The organism is Vibrio sp. 2132-1, assembly GCF_033344315.1.
On sequence record NZ_JAWPON010000003.1, the window covers coordinates 267,241 to 282,026 of the forward strand.

At 46.4% G+C, this 14,786-nt stretch carries 14 protein-coding genes; 11 read left to right on the plus strand and 3 right to left on the minus strand.

The genetic code is table 11. The features are described 5' to 3' along the window. A complete protein-coding gene (gene nrfD / locus R8N47_RS04670) occupies positions 1-1,131 on the minus strand; it encodes an NrfD/PsrC family molybdoenzyme membrane anchor subunit (RefSeq protein WP_064354169.1) in 1,131 nt (376 codons plus the stop codon). After that, complete coding sequence (dsrO, locus tag R8N47_RS04675) at positions 1,128-1,895, minus strand: sulfate reduction electron transfer complex DsrMKJOP subunit DsrO (protein ID WP_064354168.1); 768 nt, start codon at positions 1,893-1,895, stop codon at positions 1,128-1,130. The genes nrfD and dsrO overlap by 4 nt, the downstream gene beginning before the upstream one ends. A 178-nt stretch (positions 1,896-2,073) precedes the next feature. Between dsrO and R8N47_RS04680 the strand changes: the two genes are divergently transcribed. The 5 genes from R8N47_RS04680 (at position 2,074) to R8N47_RS04700 (ending at position 7,724) form a co-directional block, all read left to right on the plus strand. Next, positions 2,074-3,906, plus strand: a complete 1,833-nt coding sequence (locus R8N47_RS04680) for a sensor histidine kinase (RefSeq protein WP_064354167.1) — start codon at positions 2,074-2,076, stop codon at positions 3,904-3,906. A gap of 25 nt (positions 3,907-3,931) precedes the next feature. Continuing rightward, the gene (locus R8N47_RS04685; RefSeq protein WP_064354166.1) at positions 3,932-4,534 is read left to right on the plus strand and encodes a response regulator transcription factor; all 603 of its coding nucleotides are present in this window, start codon (positions 3,932-3,934) and stop codon (positions 4,532-4,534) included. 102 nt (positions 4,535-4,636) lie between these two features. After that, complete coding sequence (locus R8N47_RS04690) at positions 4,637-5,035, plus strand: hypothetical protein (RefSeq protein WP_005376702.1); 399 nt, start codon at positions 4,637-4,639, stop codon at positions 5,033-5,035. 65 nt (positions 5,036-5,100) lie between these two features. Beyond that, the gene (locus tag R8N47_RS04695) at positions 5,101-7,212 is read left to right on the plus strand and encodes a protein-disulfide reductase DsbD family protein (protein ID WP_064354165.1); all 2,112 of its coding nucleotides are present in this window, start codon (positions 5,101-5,103) and stop codon (positions 7,210-7,212) included. Beyond that, positions 7,209-7,724 (plus strand): protein disulfide oxidoreductase, encoded by a 516-nt coding sequence (locus R8N47_RS04700; RefSeq protein ID WP_064354164.1) that lies wholly within the window; start codon positions 7,209-7,211, stop codon positions 7,722-7,724. Before R8N47_RS04695 ends, R8N47_RS04700 begins: the two co-directional genes overlap by 4 nt. 49 nt (positions 7,725-7,773) lie before the next feature. Here the strand turns inward: R8N47_RS04700 and R8N47_RS04705 are convergent, their stop codons facing one another. Beyond that, positions 7,774-7,995, minus strand: coding sequence for a hypothetical protein (locus tag R8N47_RS04705; RefSeq protein WP_064354163.1), 222 nt, complete (start codon positions 7,993-7,995; stop codon positions 7,774-7,776). A gap of 423 nt (positions 7,996-8,418) precedes the next feature. Between R8N47_RS04705 and R8N47_RS04710 the strand changes: the two genes are divergently transcribed. The 6 genes from R8N47_RS04710 to R8N47_RS04735 all read left to right on the plus strand — a co-directional run bounded on the left by R8N47_RS04710 (position 8,419) and on the right by R8N47_RS04735 (position 14,780). Further along, entirely contained in the window at positions 8,419-9,231 is an 813-nt protein-coding gene (locus R8N47_RS04710) for a TIGR02594 family protein (RefSeq protein WP_064354162.1), read from the plus strand. 2 nt (positions 9,232-9,233) lie between these two features. Next, on the plus strand, positions 9,234-9,668 hold the full coding sequence (locus R8N47_RS04715) for a hypothetical protein (protein WP_017821643.1): 435 nt from the start codon (positions 9,234-9,236) through the stop codon (positions 9,666-9,668). Between the two features lie 217 nt (positions 9,669-9,885). Continuing rightward, positions 9,886-11,019: an efflux RND transporter periplasmic adaptor subunit gene (locus R8N47_RS04720; protein WP_064354161.1), complete on the plus strand. Its 1,134-nt coding sequence runs from the start codon at positions 9,886-9,888 to the stop codon at positions 11,017-11,019. Next, on the plus strand, positions 11,012-12,283 hold the full coding sequence (locus R8N47_RS04725; protein WP_064354160.1) for a TolC family protein: 1,272 nt from the start codon (positions 11,012-11,014) through the stop codon (positions 12,281-12,283). The genes R8N47_RS04720 and R8N47_RS04725 overlap by 8 nt, the downstream gene beginning before the upstream one ends. Next, positions 12,280-13,494, plus strand: coding sequence for an ABC transporter permease (locus tag R8N47_RS04730; RefSeq protein ID WP_064354159.1), 1,215 nt, complete (start codon positions 12,280-12,282; stop codon positions 13,492-13,494). The genes R8N47_RS04725 and R8N47_RS04730 overlap by 4 nt, the downstream gene beginning before the upstream one ends. Positions 13,495-13,496: 2 nt before the next feature. After that, positions 13,497-14,780, plus strand: a complete 1,284-nt coding sequence (locus R8N47_RS04735) for an ABC transporter permease (protein ID WP_064354158.1) — start codon at positions 13,497-13,499, stop codon at positions 14,778-14,780. Positions 14,781-14,786: the final 6 nt, after the last annotated feature.

Here is a 14,786-nt window from a genome sequence, read left to right on the forward strand (position 1 = left end):
TTAGCGTTCAGTTAAGGTGAGTGATGAGGCTTTTACTTCGATCTTTTGTTTTGGCTGAACCAGCTCCGAACTGAGCTGTGCCAGTGCAAGCCATAATCCGAGCATGCCGATAATGCCTATCCAGCCATTTCCATCCATAGTGAGTTGGTATGGATACAGCCCTGCATCGAACTTGGCGATGGTTTGCACTTCCATGATGGTAAACCAGCGAATCAGCCATGCACTTGCCAGTGCGGCAGCAGACACAAAACCGAGCCCTATGACGTGACGAAATCTGGCTGATGTGGACTTTTTGGTATCGCGCAAGAAGATGAAAGCGAGCAAAACACAACCTAAAACGACAAAAGTGAGCAGGGCAATGTTGTGCATCCATTGTTCGCTAGAATAGAGCGAAAATGCGGAATTGTTGGATGCCCAAATCGGTAGCAATATCAGCGTTAATACACCGCTGGTAACCACTGATTTTTTCAGTAAATTAGTATCGCCAGATGTCAGCGTCTTTGACTGACTAGGCAGCAGTAACCAAATCAGCAGAGAAAATCCGACCGCGCCCATAAATGCAGTGACAAACCAAAGAATTGGTGACGCGGGTTGGTGCCATAATGAACGTGATTTTACGATCGCAATTTCAGCTCCAGTATAAAGGGCGATGGTTAAGCCTGATAACACGGTGATTGCAGATATTGTGAGCATCACTTTGTGAGAAATAGCCCATTCACCAAGCGACAACTTAGATAACAGAGGTAGTACTTTTCCCGGTTGATTTCGCAGTGCGATAAGATCCTCGCGGAGATATAGCCATGCAGTCACTACCGCTAAACCTGAGAAAACAGGCAAGAAAAGCGACCCCAAAGACATCCATGACCACGGAGTGATGTGTACGTAAAAATGCCATGCGCGTCCCGGCTGGTGAAGGTCGCCAGTTAACGCTAATGGCCCCACGATGGCGCCGATGGCCAGCGTCAGAACAAGCGCAGCGCGCAGTCTGTGACTGGTGTGTTTTTCAAATAATAGGGCGATTAGGAATAAAACAGCAGCCGTATAAGCCGAACCGATGTAGAAGAAATACTGCACCGCCCACGGGAGCCAAGCCATCGCTTGAGGTTGGACTAACACTTCGGTGATGTTCATGCGCGATCTCCTTGTGGGTCGTAAATAGCAGGTTGTCCGTCGATGTGGCTGGTGAAGCGTTCATCCATGCCGATGTAAAACACGTGAGGCTTGGTGCCTTCATTGGGTTTTAGCACTTTGATATCGTCTTGGTGCTTCGCAATTAAGCGGCGGACTTCACTTGATGGATCATTCAAATCACCAATTACACGTGCTCCGCCAACACAGGTTTCCACGCAGGCAGGCAATAGACCTTTTTCTAGACGGTGAGCACAGAAGGTACATTTATCTGCGGTGAGGGTGTCTTCATTGATAAAGCGAGCATCGTAAGGGCAAGCTTGTACACAATACGCACACGCTACGCAGCGACTGTTATCCACCATGACAATGCCATCTTCGCGCTGAAAGGTTGCTTGAACCGGACACACTGCCACGCAAGGTGGGTTGTCGCAGTGGTTACAAAGGCGCGGTAGCATAAAGGCTTTTGCTTCTCGCGTGGCTGTAGAGCCATCATCTAACGTAACTTCGTATTGCTTTACGGTGGTTCGGAATTGACCGATTGGCGCTTGGTTCTCGATGCTGCAACCCACAGTGCACGCTTGGCATCCGACACATTTACGCAAATCTATCACCATGGCATAACGCTTGCCGACTTGTCCTTTTCGGTCAGCGGACTGGTTATTTCGAATAATGTTTCCCGCAGTTGCCGTGCCAATGCCTGCGACTGGAATTAACGCGGCTCCGGCTGTGACCGCGCTGAGAAAGCGACGTTTGGTGGAATCCATAACTCACCTGCTTTTTTGTTGTATTTGAATTGACTGATTCCATTGTGAGAAATGCACTGCGAGGCTTATATTGTGGATTTCCACATACCCAGATCAAACTTGATCTAAAACAAATGTGGTTTAGGGAAGGTAGCTGTTATTCTTGTCGCACTCTCTTGACGGAACGATTCGACTCATCATGAAAAAAGCACTGTGGCTTCAGCTTTGGATTCTTTGCTTAGTTGCCTTTGCATCTTTGGCTCAGGGCTCAGTTTCTGAACAAGCAGATCTGCAAGGAATGCAAGAGCAAAAAGCAGAGCAGCCACAGGTCAAGCAAAAAGTCGAAGTGGGCGTGTTAGCGATACGCGGCCATCTTTATGCTGAGCAGAGATGGCAACCGACCATTGATTGGCTCAATCAGCAAATTTCCGATGTGCATTTTGTTCTTCATCCCCTTAACTTGGATGAAATGGGCGAAGCGGTGAAGTTTCAGACCATGGATTTCATCTTAACCAACCCAGGTCAAGCAGTGCGGTTGGGCAGGCAATACGCGCTGTCGTGGATGGCAACGCTAACCAGCAGAGCACCACAAAACTCGAATTACGGAATTGGTTCGGCGCTTGTGGTTCGAGCCAATTCAAGTTATCAAACGGTGCAAGATGTCTCAGGACGTCCCGTTGCGGCGGTATCAGAAAAAGCCTTTGGTGGTTATCTAACGATGCGCTATCAAATAGTCAAAATGGGGCTTAATCCAAACGATTTCTTTTCCGATGTCCGCTATCTTGGTTTTCCTATTGATGCCAACCTGTATCAATTACGTGATGGCAATGTGGAAGCGGCCGTCGTCCCTGCTTGTTTATTGGAACAGATGTTAAGTGAAGGGCTTTTACAACCGGGTAATTACCGAGTTTTAAATCAACAGCCGAACGAGCGCTCGTTATGCGCTGTTTCCACACCGCTTTATCCTAACTGGTCATTTGCCAAAACAGAGCGCGGCTCAGCTCAGATTGCCAAACAGATTGCGCAAGTATTGTTAGCGATGCCACCTGAACACCCTGCGGTTATTGCGGCAGGCGCGTCAGGTTGGACGTCCCCCGTCAGCTTGCTGAGCATCGACAAACTTTATCAGGCGTTGGATCTCCATCCGTTGCAACAACCTTGGTGGAGTGAGGCTCTACGCTGGCTGCGTAGTCATCAAGAATGGGCATGGGCGCTGTTCATGTTTGTGATTGTGTTGAACGCGTACCACTTTTGGCTTGAGTATCGATTTAGCAAGAGTAAGCAAGCGTTGGAGCAGACATCGTTACGATTAAAAGAGAAAAGTGAACAGTTAGAACATTCACAAAGGGTCGCGATTGTCGGAGAAATCGGCACTAGTCTTGCTCATGAACTCAATCAGCCACTGGCAGCCATTCGCAACTATAGTGAAGGCGGTTTACTTCGCTTGGCCAAAAAGCGCCCTCATGAAGATATTGTCCCTGTACTTGAGAAAATACAGGGCCAAGTTGAAAGAGCCGATGCAATTATTCAGCGATTAAGAACGTTGATTCGTAAGCGCAGTGTCGACAAAACGTCGTGCGATCTTCAAGTACTCATTGATGACACGATTGAGTTACTCCATTTTCGGATGCAGAAGCAAAACATTTCTATTGTGGCCAGTACAGAAGGGAACATTCGTCCGTTACTTGTCGATGCAGTTGGCGTACAACAGGTTTTAGTTAATGTGATCAGCAACGCGATTGATGCGTGTACTTTGTTCCAAGAGAAATATCACTCATCAGGTTATCAAGGTAAAATTGCCCTGCATTGCGATTACCAAGTCAATCAACTTTCCATTCGAGTGTTAGACAATGGTACAGGGTTGCAGCAAGAGAATCCGACTCAAGCATTTGTGAGTAGCAAAGAAGAAGGGCTTGGGCTAGGGTTAGCCATTTGTCGCGATGTGATGGAAATGCATGGTGGCGAGTTTGTCATCAGCTCGACAGCACCACATGGTTGTTTGGTTGAGCTTGTGTTTCCATATCAAAACTAATCTGAACTAGGCATAGGAGCATTCAATGAGCAGCGGTGAAAAGCAGCTACCTGTTTTTGTAGTCGATGATGATGAATCGGTGCGTGACTCGCTCGCTTTTATGCTGGAAGAGCATGATTTCAACGTGACGACTTTTGCTGATGGGCAATCTTTTCTCGATAAAGTGGACATTCATCAAGCCGGATGCGTGATCCTTGATAGCCGAATGCCCAACCTTCGTGGTCAGCAAGTGCACCAAGTTTTAAATAAAGCCAACAGCCCGTTGGCCGTTATTTATCTGACAGGGCATGGTGATGTTCCGATGGCGGTCGATGCATTGCAAGCTGGGGCGGTCAATTTCTTCCAAAAGCCAGTCAAAGGCGATGAACTGGCACGAGCCATTTTACAGGGACAGGCGCAGTCTGCCACAAACCTCGATATGGCAGCAGCAAAATCGGCTTATGAATCGCTCACACCTAGAGAAAAAGACATTTTGCGTTTGATCATTGAAGGAAAACGCAACATTCGTATTGCTGACGAACTTTGCATAGCAATGCGAACGGTTGAAGTACACCGAGCCAATCTATTGAAGAAGTTCTCGGCAAAAACCGTCGCAGAGTTGGCATATATTTATGGCAGGCTAGATTAAAGCTTAGCGAGTGAAGCCTCTTAAGGTTATTTAGAGGATACAACTTGAGCTTTATGACGACTCGCGTATTATCTTCTTCGTTCTTACTTTATCTGAATTCTTATGAGTTTGTTGACTAAACGACATCACACGCCACATAAGCGGGCAAAATGGCTACTGGCGATTATTGGCTGGGTGGTCGTTGTGTGTCTGATGCAAAATTCAGGCTTTGCATCGTCATGCTCTATGAAATATGAGACGGAATCGCCTGCGGTTTCACTTGCTGATGAGCGTTCGAGCGTCAAGTCGATTGATACTAAAGAAACTAGCAAGTGCGAATTGTCTGAAAAGTTAATTCAGTTTTCTCAACATCAACTCGATGTATTTATTGTTGTTCTGTTTGTCGGTCTTTTTGCTTCGGCAATTTGGTTGTGCAGTGCCTATATTGGTGCGCAACATTGGACGGAACCGATAGGCCGTAAGTATCGAGTCCATCTGACTTTCTGTGTGTTCCGAGAATAAAAGCGTGCTTTCTGACCACTAGCGTCAGTTATTTAGCACCTTTGTCTTTATAACTAGGAATCACTATGAATCAAATTACTAAACTGACTCAGTTTGCGTCCATGTTTTTTATGACGCTTGCTTTGAGTTTGCTCTCTCTGAGTATTTCAGCTCAAACTACTGATACAGGTTGGCTAACCAACCCACAACATCCTCCAGTGCAAACGCGCTTTGTGCTCACTGGTCAACAAGATCCGCAAGCCAAAACAATCACTGGTTATCTGGACGTCAAGTTGGCTGGGGACTGGAAAACTTACTGGCGTTCACCTGGTGAGGGCGGCGTAGCACCATCTATTGATTGGCAAAATTCACAAAATTTATCCAAAGTGGATTGGCAATGGCCGCATCCACAAAAATTCGAATTATTAGGTATCGAGACTCTTGGGTATAAAGGCGACACTTTGTTCCCCATGACGCTGCACGTCGAAGACATGTCCAAACCTGTCACGATTGATGCGGTACTGACACTTTCTTCTTGTACGACGATTTGTGTGCTGACCGACTATCAAATTCAATTGACGTTCTTGCCTTCTGATCTAAAAGTCGATGAAGACGTGATGTTCAGTTACGCTCAAGCAGTGAGTAACGTGCCGCAGCCATCGCCGTTTATTGATGTTACTCAGGCGAGTTGGGATGCGAACCAATCGAAACTACAAATCAAGCTAAAGAACAGTCAGGGTTGGCAACAACCACAAGTGCTGGTGGATGGTGTCGATGAAGCAACGCGAGACTATAGCTTCAAGTTTGAAGGAATGCTTCAAGAAGGAAACATCGTCACCGCGAGCTATATCGTTGATACTTGGCTAGGCGATGTGGAGTTAGATGGTCAGTCGCTGTTTGTGACCATCAAAGACACCAATTTACTAGCAGAAGAAACCACTCAAGCAACTGCTGAGGCAATAGTTGAACCGTTGCCGAGCACGTCTCTAACGAGTGTTTTTCTATTCGCGTTGCTCGGCGGTTTAATTCTTAACATCATGCCTTGCGTTCTTCCGGTTTTGGGGATGAAGCTAAGTAGTATTGTTGCCGCTCAAGGTATCGAGCGTCGTCAAATTCGCGCTCAGTTTGTTGCGTCTTCACTTGGCATCTTAACGTCGTTTTGGATTCTCGCTGGTTTTATTTTGGTGCTCAAGCTAACAGGTAATGCCATTGGTTGGGGCGTGCAATTTCAAAGCCCTTGGTTCTTAGGTTTGATGGTGTTGGTCACCACTTTGTTTGGGGCCAATATGCTGGGGCTGTTTGAAGTCCGTCTATCATCGGGTACCAATACATGGCTAGCCTCGAAAGGTGATAACTCCCTAGTTGGTCACTATGTTCAAGGTATGTTTGCCACATTGCTTGCGACGCCTTGCTCCGCGCCTTTTCTAGGAACGGCCGTGGCGTTTGCTTTGGGTGCCGATGTGGTTACGCTGTTTGCTATTTTCACCGCCTTAGCGTTGGGGATGGCGTTGCCTTGGATTATGGTGGCAATTTTCCCAAGTATTGCGCTTAAATTGCCGAAGCCGGGTCAGTGGATGAACGTGGTCAAAAACGTATTTGGTGTGATGATGTTGGCCACCAGCGTTTGGCTACTGTCTTTGATGGCCAATCACCTCCCAGTGTTTTGGGTCATTTTCGCCGGTTTAGTCGCGTTTATTGTTCTGATGATTCGCGTTAAACGCGTTCATGGCGATAAAGCACTCGTGCTATCCGGCTCTGCATCGCTTATCTTAATTGCTGGCGGGCTGCTACTTGGTAGTATCACTGCCGACCAATGGGCGACACCGCTTCCTGAGGACTTAGCGTGGCAGAAGCTTTCTAACTCGGCGATTGAAGATCACGTCAATAATGGGCGAGTGGTGTTTGTGGATGTCACTGCGAATTGGTGTGTCACGTGTAAAGCGAACAAGATCGGTGTGATCTGGCAAGATCCTGTCTACTCATTGCTGCAAAGCCCTAATGTAGCGACGTTAAAAGGGGATTGGACACATCCGGACGGCTCGGTAACTGACTTTTTACGAGCTCATGGGCGTTACGGTGTGCCGTTTAACATCGTCTATGGCCCGGCAGCGCCACAAGGTATCCCGTTACCTGTGATTCTGACTGATGATGTTGTTTTAAGTGCGGTGAAGCAAGCGAGTGGGGGAGCTATTCAATGAGTTCGACAAAGCAGCGTAGAACATTCCGATATTGGCTCATTCAAATCGTACAGATGGTGCTCATTGTCACCGCGATTTCTATCGCGATGGATTGGTATCGCACTAAAGATATTCCTAAACAGGAGTCACCACCATTGAGCTCCGTATTGAGCGATGGTGAATACTTCGATGCAATCGCGCAAAGTTATGAACAACCTGTCGTTGTTTATTTTTGGGCGACTTGGTGTCCCGCTTGTAAATTTGTAAGCCCAAGCGTGAGTTGGCTGAGTGATGACTACACCGTAGTTGGCGTTTCTGGATCGTCGGGACCGAATGAGCGTGTGGCGCAGTTTATGAGGGCAAAAGAATATCGTTTCGAAAACATAAACGATCCTTCAAGCGATATTATGCGCGAATGGAAAATTAGCGTGACCCCAACCATTTATGTTTTAAGAAATGGTGAAATTTCCTCCGTCACAACTGGCGTTACTACTCCGATAGGAATATTAGCGAGAATTTGGTTAGCTCGATAACGCAATAACAATCCGATATTCAAAATATTGAGTATCGGATTTTTTCTTTTTATTTTCTCGCTCTAACGGGAATAATAATGTGTGCGTATGGCATACCATTCCACATCTCGTATGGGCCATCATAACTTGAACCGGTTGGTCGAGAATCGAGCAACACTTGGTCTAGGGTAATAATCATCATGTGTGGTTCTTCCACAATCCATTGGTTATCGTCCGTTATTCCTTCTGAAAATGGGTCGGTGTTATTGGCGCCGCCATCACCCGCTAACATGCCAAAAAGTACAATTAACTGAAATGAAATTAGTTAAATAGTCAGATTAATAAATCAAAGCTCAATTTAATAAAAAATTAAAGTTTAATAAATTTAATTATAGATTGACCTTAAAAAGGAATTTTATTTAAATTTAAAATAGTAATTGATAGTTTCACTATGTTAATTTAAGTGTTCTCTTATAAACATTTTTCGTCTATTAATACGCATGGTTTAAAACATCTGGCTGTCCTGTTTTGAAGCGTGACCAAAAGATGCTAAATAGATGTTTTTAGTGATATGAGCTGAGTTTATTTGTAATCTATATTTTCAACACCTAATTTCCCTCGTATGGCTAATCGTATAAAACAACATTTTATCTTTATTGTTGTCACGCTAAAGCGTACTTTCTTAATTATATGATTAGTTATAAAGGTAACGAGAATGGGATTAAAAATCCGGGGCTCTGTTGGTATAAATGGCACTAATTCGAAAAATGATGTTAAAGCAGTTCAACAATTTTTAAATGATAACCAAAAGAGAATAGGTTTTACCCGACTGTTGGTTGTTGATGGCTCGTTAGGGCGGAGTCCTCATTTGTCGAAAACAGTAGAGGCAATAAAAGTGTGTCAGCGTAAGCTACTTTATATGGTAAAGCCAGATGGTCGGATCGATGTAAATGGTAGAACTCATCGTAAGCTCAATGGATTACCATCCTATAGCTCAGTGAAAAATGATCCTCATGATGCTCAAAAACTAGTAACCAAAGTACCTTGGATGAAAACAGCGTTGGGAGAAATTGGACAAAAAGAAGTTTCAGGCACTAAGGCCAATCCAAGGATTTTAGAGTATTTTACAGCATCTAAGTTCTGGGGCACTGATGACTCTGGAGGTCAAAATGCTTGGTGTGGTTCGTTTGCCGCTTGGGTTTTTAAACAACACGGAATCACTCCAGTAAAAGAAGCTTATCGAGCAAAGGAGTGGAAGGGTTTTGGTAAAAACATCTCAGAACCTATACATGGAGCTCTAGGGATTAAATCGAGAAAAGGTGGTGGGCATGTTGCTTTTGTCGTGGGAATGAGCCCTGATGGTAGGCATTTGTACATGTTAGGAGGAAACCAAAGCAACCAAGTCAATATAGCAAAGTACTCTATTGATGTCTGGGACAAGTTCGTAGTACCGAGTAACTACGATGAAACAAAAGGTACTTTACCTGTATATACAAAAGGCTCTGTCTTAGCAGGAACGGAAAGTTAAATATGAAGAAATTTATAAGTTTGCTAGGCTGTGTGAGCTTATCAGCTTGTGCTTCACAGGGAGTGTACTCTCAGAATGAGGTACTCAAAGATGCGATATTTCAAACGCCCTATTCTGCAGTGGTGAAAATTACAGGTTTTGAAAAGTTTGCTGAACACGAGGAAGATGTTCTCTTTAAAGTTCAAGCAGAAGTGATTCAGAAACTTCGTGGAGACGTTGGGTCTGAGATTACTTTCAGTATGTATGGCGAGCTAGGAGATGAGCCCAATATACACAATGATCCTGTCATTCTCACACTATGTCGTGATAAAGATACATATTATTGGCCTGGAACGGGGGCTGAGTTTGGGGCTAATCAAGAGAACATATTAAACGCTCAAGAAACAGCTGCTCACTTGGATACAGATCAGCGCCATTTTGCACATTGTTCAGAATGAAAAGGGTGGCGGTTGAAACGAGCGGTTACAGAGCTTGTTAGTCGCCATCGTAGACAACGTCTTTGCTGAATGATTCTTTAGTTTTTGATTGTCAGAGCCGACTGACAAAACCATACCAACTGTGACAACCAAACCGCTATTAAAGCAGGATATTATTCCTTCAACTTTGTGTTTTAGGAGTAGTCATTAGACTACCCAATAATTGTTGGAATAAATAATGACGAAACGTTGGTTTGTCTCCGCTGTGAGCTTCGCGCTGCTCGGCGGTGGTACGTATTTCTATCTCCAATCTGCTGCTCAACCAGAATTGCTGCCTACATTGATTGTGGAAAAAGGCACGATTGAAAAACAAGCGGTGGCTGTTGGTAAAATTGTCCCTGCACACTCCGTGTCTATCAAGTCACAAATCGACGGTATCGTCGGTGAAATTTACGCGAAAGTTGGTGAAAAGGTGAAGCAAGGCCAACCGCTGATCAAAGTGCGTCCAAACCCAACCCCCCAAGCATTAACGGATGCATCGGCAGAACTCATGCGTAGCGAAGCCGATCTGGAATCCGCCAAACAAAAAATGTCCAACTTAGAAAGCTTGGTCAAGCAGGATATTATTCCAAGTAACTACGACGAATACGTAAGTGCGCGCTCGGCAGTCAAATCTGCGCAAGCGGACGTATTGCAAAAGCGCCAGAATCTCGAACTCATCCGCAGTGGTGAGGCGTCGATCGGCGATGCGCGTTTAACGTCGACGATCTACGCGCCAATTGATGGCACGGTACTCAACCAGAAAGTTGAGGTCGGAGAGCCGATCATTTCGACTCAATCAAGCCAAGCCGCGACTGAAATGATGTCATTGGCCGACATGAACAGTCTGATTTTTAAAGGTAGCGTCAGTGAGCATGATGCTGCGCAGTTGTCTCCGGGAATGCCCGTTATGTTGACGGTTGCGCCTTATCCTGATGTGGCGATTTCTGGTGTGCTAACCAAAGTGGCGATTCAATCTGAGAACCTCAACTCACCAGAGGGCAATACCTCGGCAAAAAGTTTTGATAACGGTTTTGAGGTTGAGGTGGGAGAACTCAAGATCCCACAAGATGTGTTGCTTCGTTCTGGTTTTTCATCGACGGCTCAAATCATTCTGAAGACTTCTGAAAACGTGCTCACGCTACCGGAGCGCGCTCTGCAATTTGATGGTGACGCACCGAATGTTCTGATCCCCGATAGCTCAGAACAAGGGTTTCATAAACAACCTGTGAAACTCGGTCTGTCAGATGGCATCAATGTCGAAGTGCTTGACGGCGTGGAGCTTGATGAAGAGGTTATCGACAACAGTATGATGGGAGCGGTGCATGGTTAAGCTGCAACGATCAACAATCGCCTTTGCATTGTTGGCTGCCACGCTCAGTTTGCCGACCTACGCAATTTCTATTGAACAAGCTTGGCAACAAGCAAAGCAGAACGATCCAAATTACGAAAAAGCGAAAATCGGCGTCCAGCTTGGCGAGGTTGGCGTACAGAGTAGCCGCAGTGCGTTATTACCGGGTTTAAGTGCTAGTGCGTCAGCGGATTGGAATGAGTCCTCAAGCCATTCCAACAGTTACGGTGCTACCTTATCTCAAACTATTTGGGATAGCAGTTTGTGGTCGGAACTGGATCAAGCGAATGCCAATTATCTCAAAGCACAGTTAGAGCTATCTCAATCGCATAACGAGCTTGCGCAGAAGTTGCTCACCGCTTACCTAGATGTGGCAAGCGCACAGGGCGACCTCAAATTGGCGCAGTCCAAGCTGGAGGAGGGGAAGGAACTTCTCAACATCATTGAGAAACGCTATCGAGCAGGCAAAGTGAAGTCGGTTGATGTTGAAGAGATGCGAGCGAATCAAGTCTCTGAGCAAGCAAGTATCCTCAATGCAAAAGCCGATCTCGAAGTGAAAAAAGCAGAGCTTGCGGCGTTAATCAATCAAATGCCGGAGAGTGTCGACCAAATTCGAACGGATTCTTTGATTCAGCCGCCGATGCTGGTGGACTCTCAGGAGCAATGGCTAAAACTGGCGAAAGACAGCAGTCCAGAGCTGTTGGTGGCGGCGCAGATGGTGAAAGCGAGCGAGTTCGCGAAAGATTCAGCTAAAGGTGGATACTACCCGACCGTCAAAGGCAGTGTGGGCTACAGCGATGGTGACAATCGTTCAAACGGCGAGTTTAACGCTGGGATTAGTTTGAGTTTGCCGATTGACCTCAATGGTGCAGTGCGAGCGAAAGTGGACGAAGCATCGTTGAACATTTTAAGCGCCAAGCAAGATATGCGTAGAGTGGAAATTGATATTCAGAAACGAGTTATTCAGCAGTTTACTCAGGTCGATATCAACTGGAATCAAGTTTTGATAGCGAACGAGCTGGTTGAGTCGCGCGCCAGAGTGTTGCAAAGCAAAGAGAAACTTTACGACGCTGGTCTGCTTGAAGTGTCGGAAGTTATCAGTGCACACAACAGCTTGTTTGAGGCGAAAAACAGTCTGCAAACCAACTTGTACAGCTACTGGCGTAAGAGAATCGGCTTACTGGAAACCGCAGGGAAACTCGATGACGATACCATGGCGTTGATCTCTCGAGCTTTTCATTCATGAGCAGTCTATTGCAACAAACTTGGCAAACGTTGATGGCGCACCGCATGAAGAGCGTGCTGGCCATTATCGCGATTGCTTGGGGCGTGATCTCTGTGGTGGTGTTAATCGCACTTGGCGAAGGCTTTTATCGCCATCAGACCCAGTCGTTTTCCTTTATGATCAACAATGTGCAAGTGGTGTTTCCGTCGAGTACCAGTAAACCGTGGCAAGGGTTACCTTCAAGACGACAAATTGATATTCCACAAGAAAAAGTCGACATGATCAAACAGTCGGGCTTCGTGCAACAGGCGTCGAGCGTTTACGCCAAATGGGATGCGAATATCACCAATCTCAAAGGACAGAACTTATCGAGTACGGTCAGCGGTATTGATACGTCTTACTTTCCTTTAATGCAACGCAAGCTGCAATCCGGTTCGAGAAACCTGTCACCAAGTGATATGGAAAACCACACTCGCGTGGCAGTGTTAGGCGATCAAATTGCGCAAATGGGCGGAATCCAAATCGGGGATAGGCTCAAAGTCAACGGCATTCCGTTTTTGGTGATTGGGATAACCGTTGGTGAGGACACTGGCATTTCATTCGGCGATAGCCGCACGGTTTTCATTCCTCAAACAACGTACCGCGATTTGTGGGATGCGAAACCTTGGATGGTATTGATGAAGCCGAGAGAAGGGATGGATGCATCGTCATTTCGACAAAATATCGTGAACTTTTTCGCCAAGCAGCTTCATTTTGACCCAAGTGATAAAGATGCGGTCGAATTACCCGATTTTAGTGAAGGTGCGGCGGTCATCAGTGGAATTTTGCGTGGCATTCAGATTTTTCTCGGAGCGAGTGGCGCGATGACCATGGCGGTCGGTGCGCTTGGCGTTGCCAACATCATGTTTTTATCTGTCACGGAGCGCACGCGTGAAATCGGTGTGCGTTTGGCGATCGGGGCGACTCAAAAATCCATACTCAGTCAGTTTATTCTTGAGGGGCTTATTTTGGTAGCCGTGGGCACGGCATTAGGTCTGATGTTTTCGTATGCCGTGGTATCTGTCTTAAGCAGCATGGCATTACCGGAATGGATTGGTTTGCCTGTGATCACGCCAGATTCCATTGCTTGGTCTTTACTTGTGACGCTTATCTTGGCATTGATGGCATCGTATTTCCCAGCAAGGCGAGCATCGCGTCTCACGCCAGTCATTGCTTTGAGTGCGAGGGCCTAGTCATGTTGTTACCGATGAGACAAATTTTCCAAGAAATGGCTGCAGAAAAGCTGAGATTGGGTTTGACCATTCTGGCTGTAGCGTGGGCGACCCTCTGTATCGCTGCTATGTTGGCGGTAGGTGAGGGTATTCGTCAGGGCGTATTGAAAACCGCACAAAATGGTAACGGCAACTTGATTTATTTGACCGGAGGGATGGCCACCGTCGACCACGGTGCTTTTCACCAAGGTAAATTTCTGACATTAAAAATGGACGATTCAGAGGTCGTTCGAGCGTTACCCGATGTAAAAAGTGTTGCGCCAACTGCGAAGTGGAAAGAGCGCATCACCGTTGGTGATAGAAACTCATGGCAAGAGCCGTTAGCGGTCACGAGCGAGTTTCAATCCATGACCAATTTGGTGCCGATGGCGGGGGGGCGATGGTTAAATCCACTCGATCAAAAAGAGACGCGCAAAGTCGTTGTACTGGGTTATGAACTGGCAGCCGACTTATTCAACCCGAATGAGGACTTTAGTTGGTTTGCGACAGTCACATTGCAAGTCAACCCTGTGGGGAAAAAGGTAAAAATCGGCAATGAGGAGTTCACCGTTGTGGGCGTATTGGAGAAAAACAGCGCTCAAATAGAGCTGGGGGATCTTATCAACTATTCCAGCTTTGTGCCGTTAGCGACGTGGAAGCGATTTCATGTCAACGGTGAAATTGGTGGCATCAATGTGCAGCCACAAGCGAATGTAGACCGAGAAGCCTTAGCAAAGACGATAAGGCAAGTGATTGCCCGTAAGCACGGGGCAAGTGTCAGCGATGAGCAGATCGTCCAAGTCGATGATATGTTCCTTAAGCAAAAGAGTATGCAGCAGTTCCTGATAGGTTTGCAGAGTTTTCTTGGCATTATCGGCTTCGTGACGTTAGCTGTTGCTGGCGTTGGCATCGCCAATGTGATGTATGCCACCGTAAAGCGATCTACGCGTGATATCGGCGTGCGTATGGCAGTCGGTGCAACCCCAACGGCCATTCGCATGCACTATTTAGTGCAGTCTTTATTGACAATGTTGATGGGGGGCGCGCTTGGGTTAGCCGTGACGTACGCGCTGGTGTCTGCCATCAGCTCCATTCCTTTAGAGGGCAATGCCTTTTATGAACAATTGGGTAAACCTGTCCCTGAGTTGTCGTGGGTCGTTGTCGCGATTGTCATCCTCACCTTAATGATCATTGGTGTGGCCTCGGCATGGTTACCTGCAAACCGAGCCGCAAAAGTCAGCCCGTTGGAGGCGCTACAAAGTGAATAACAACAA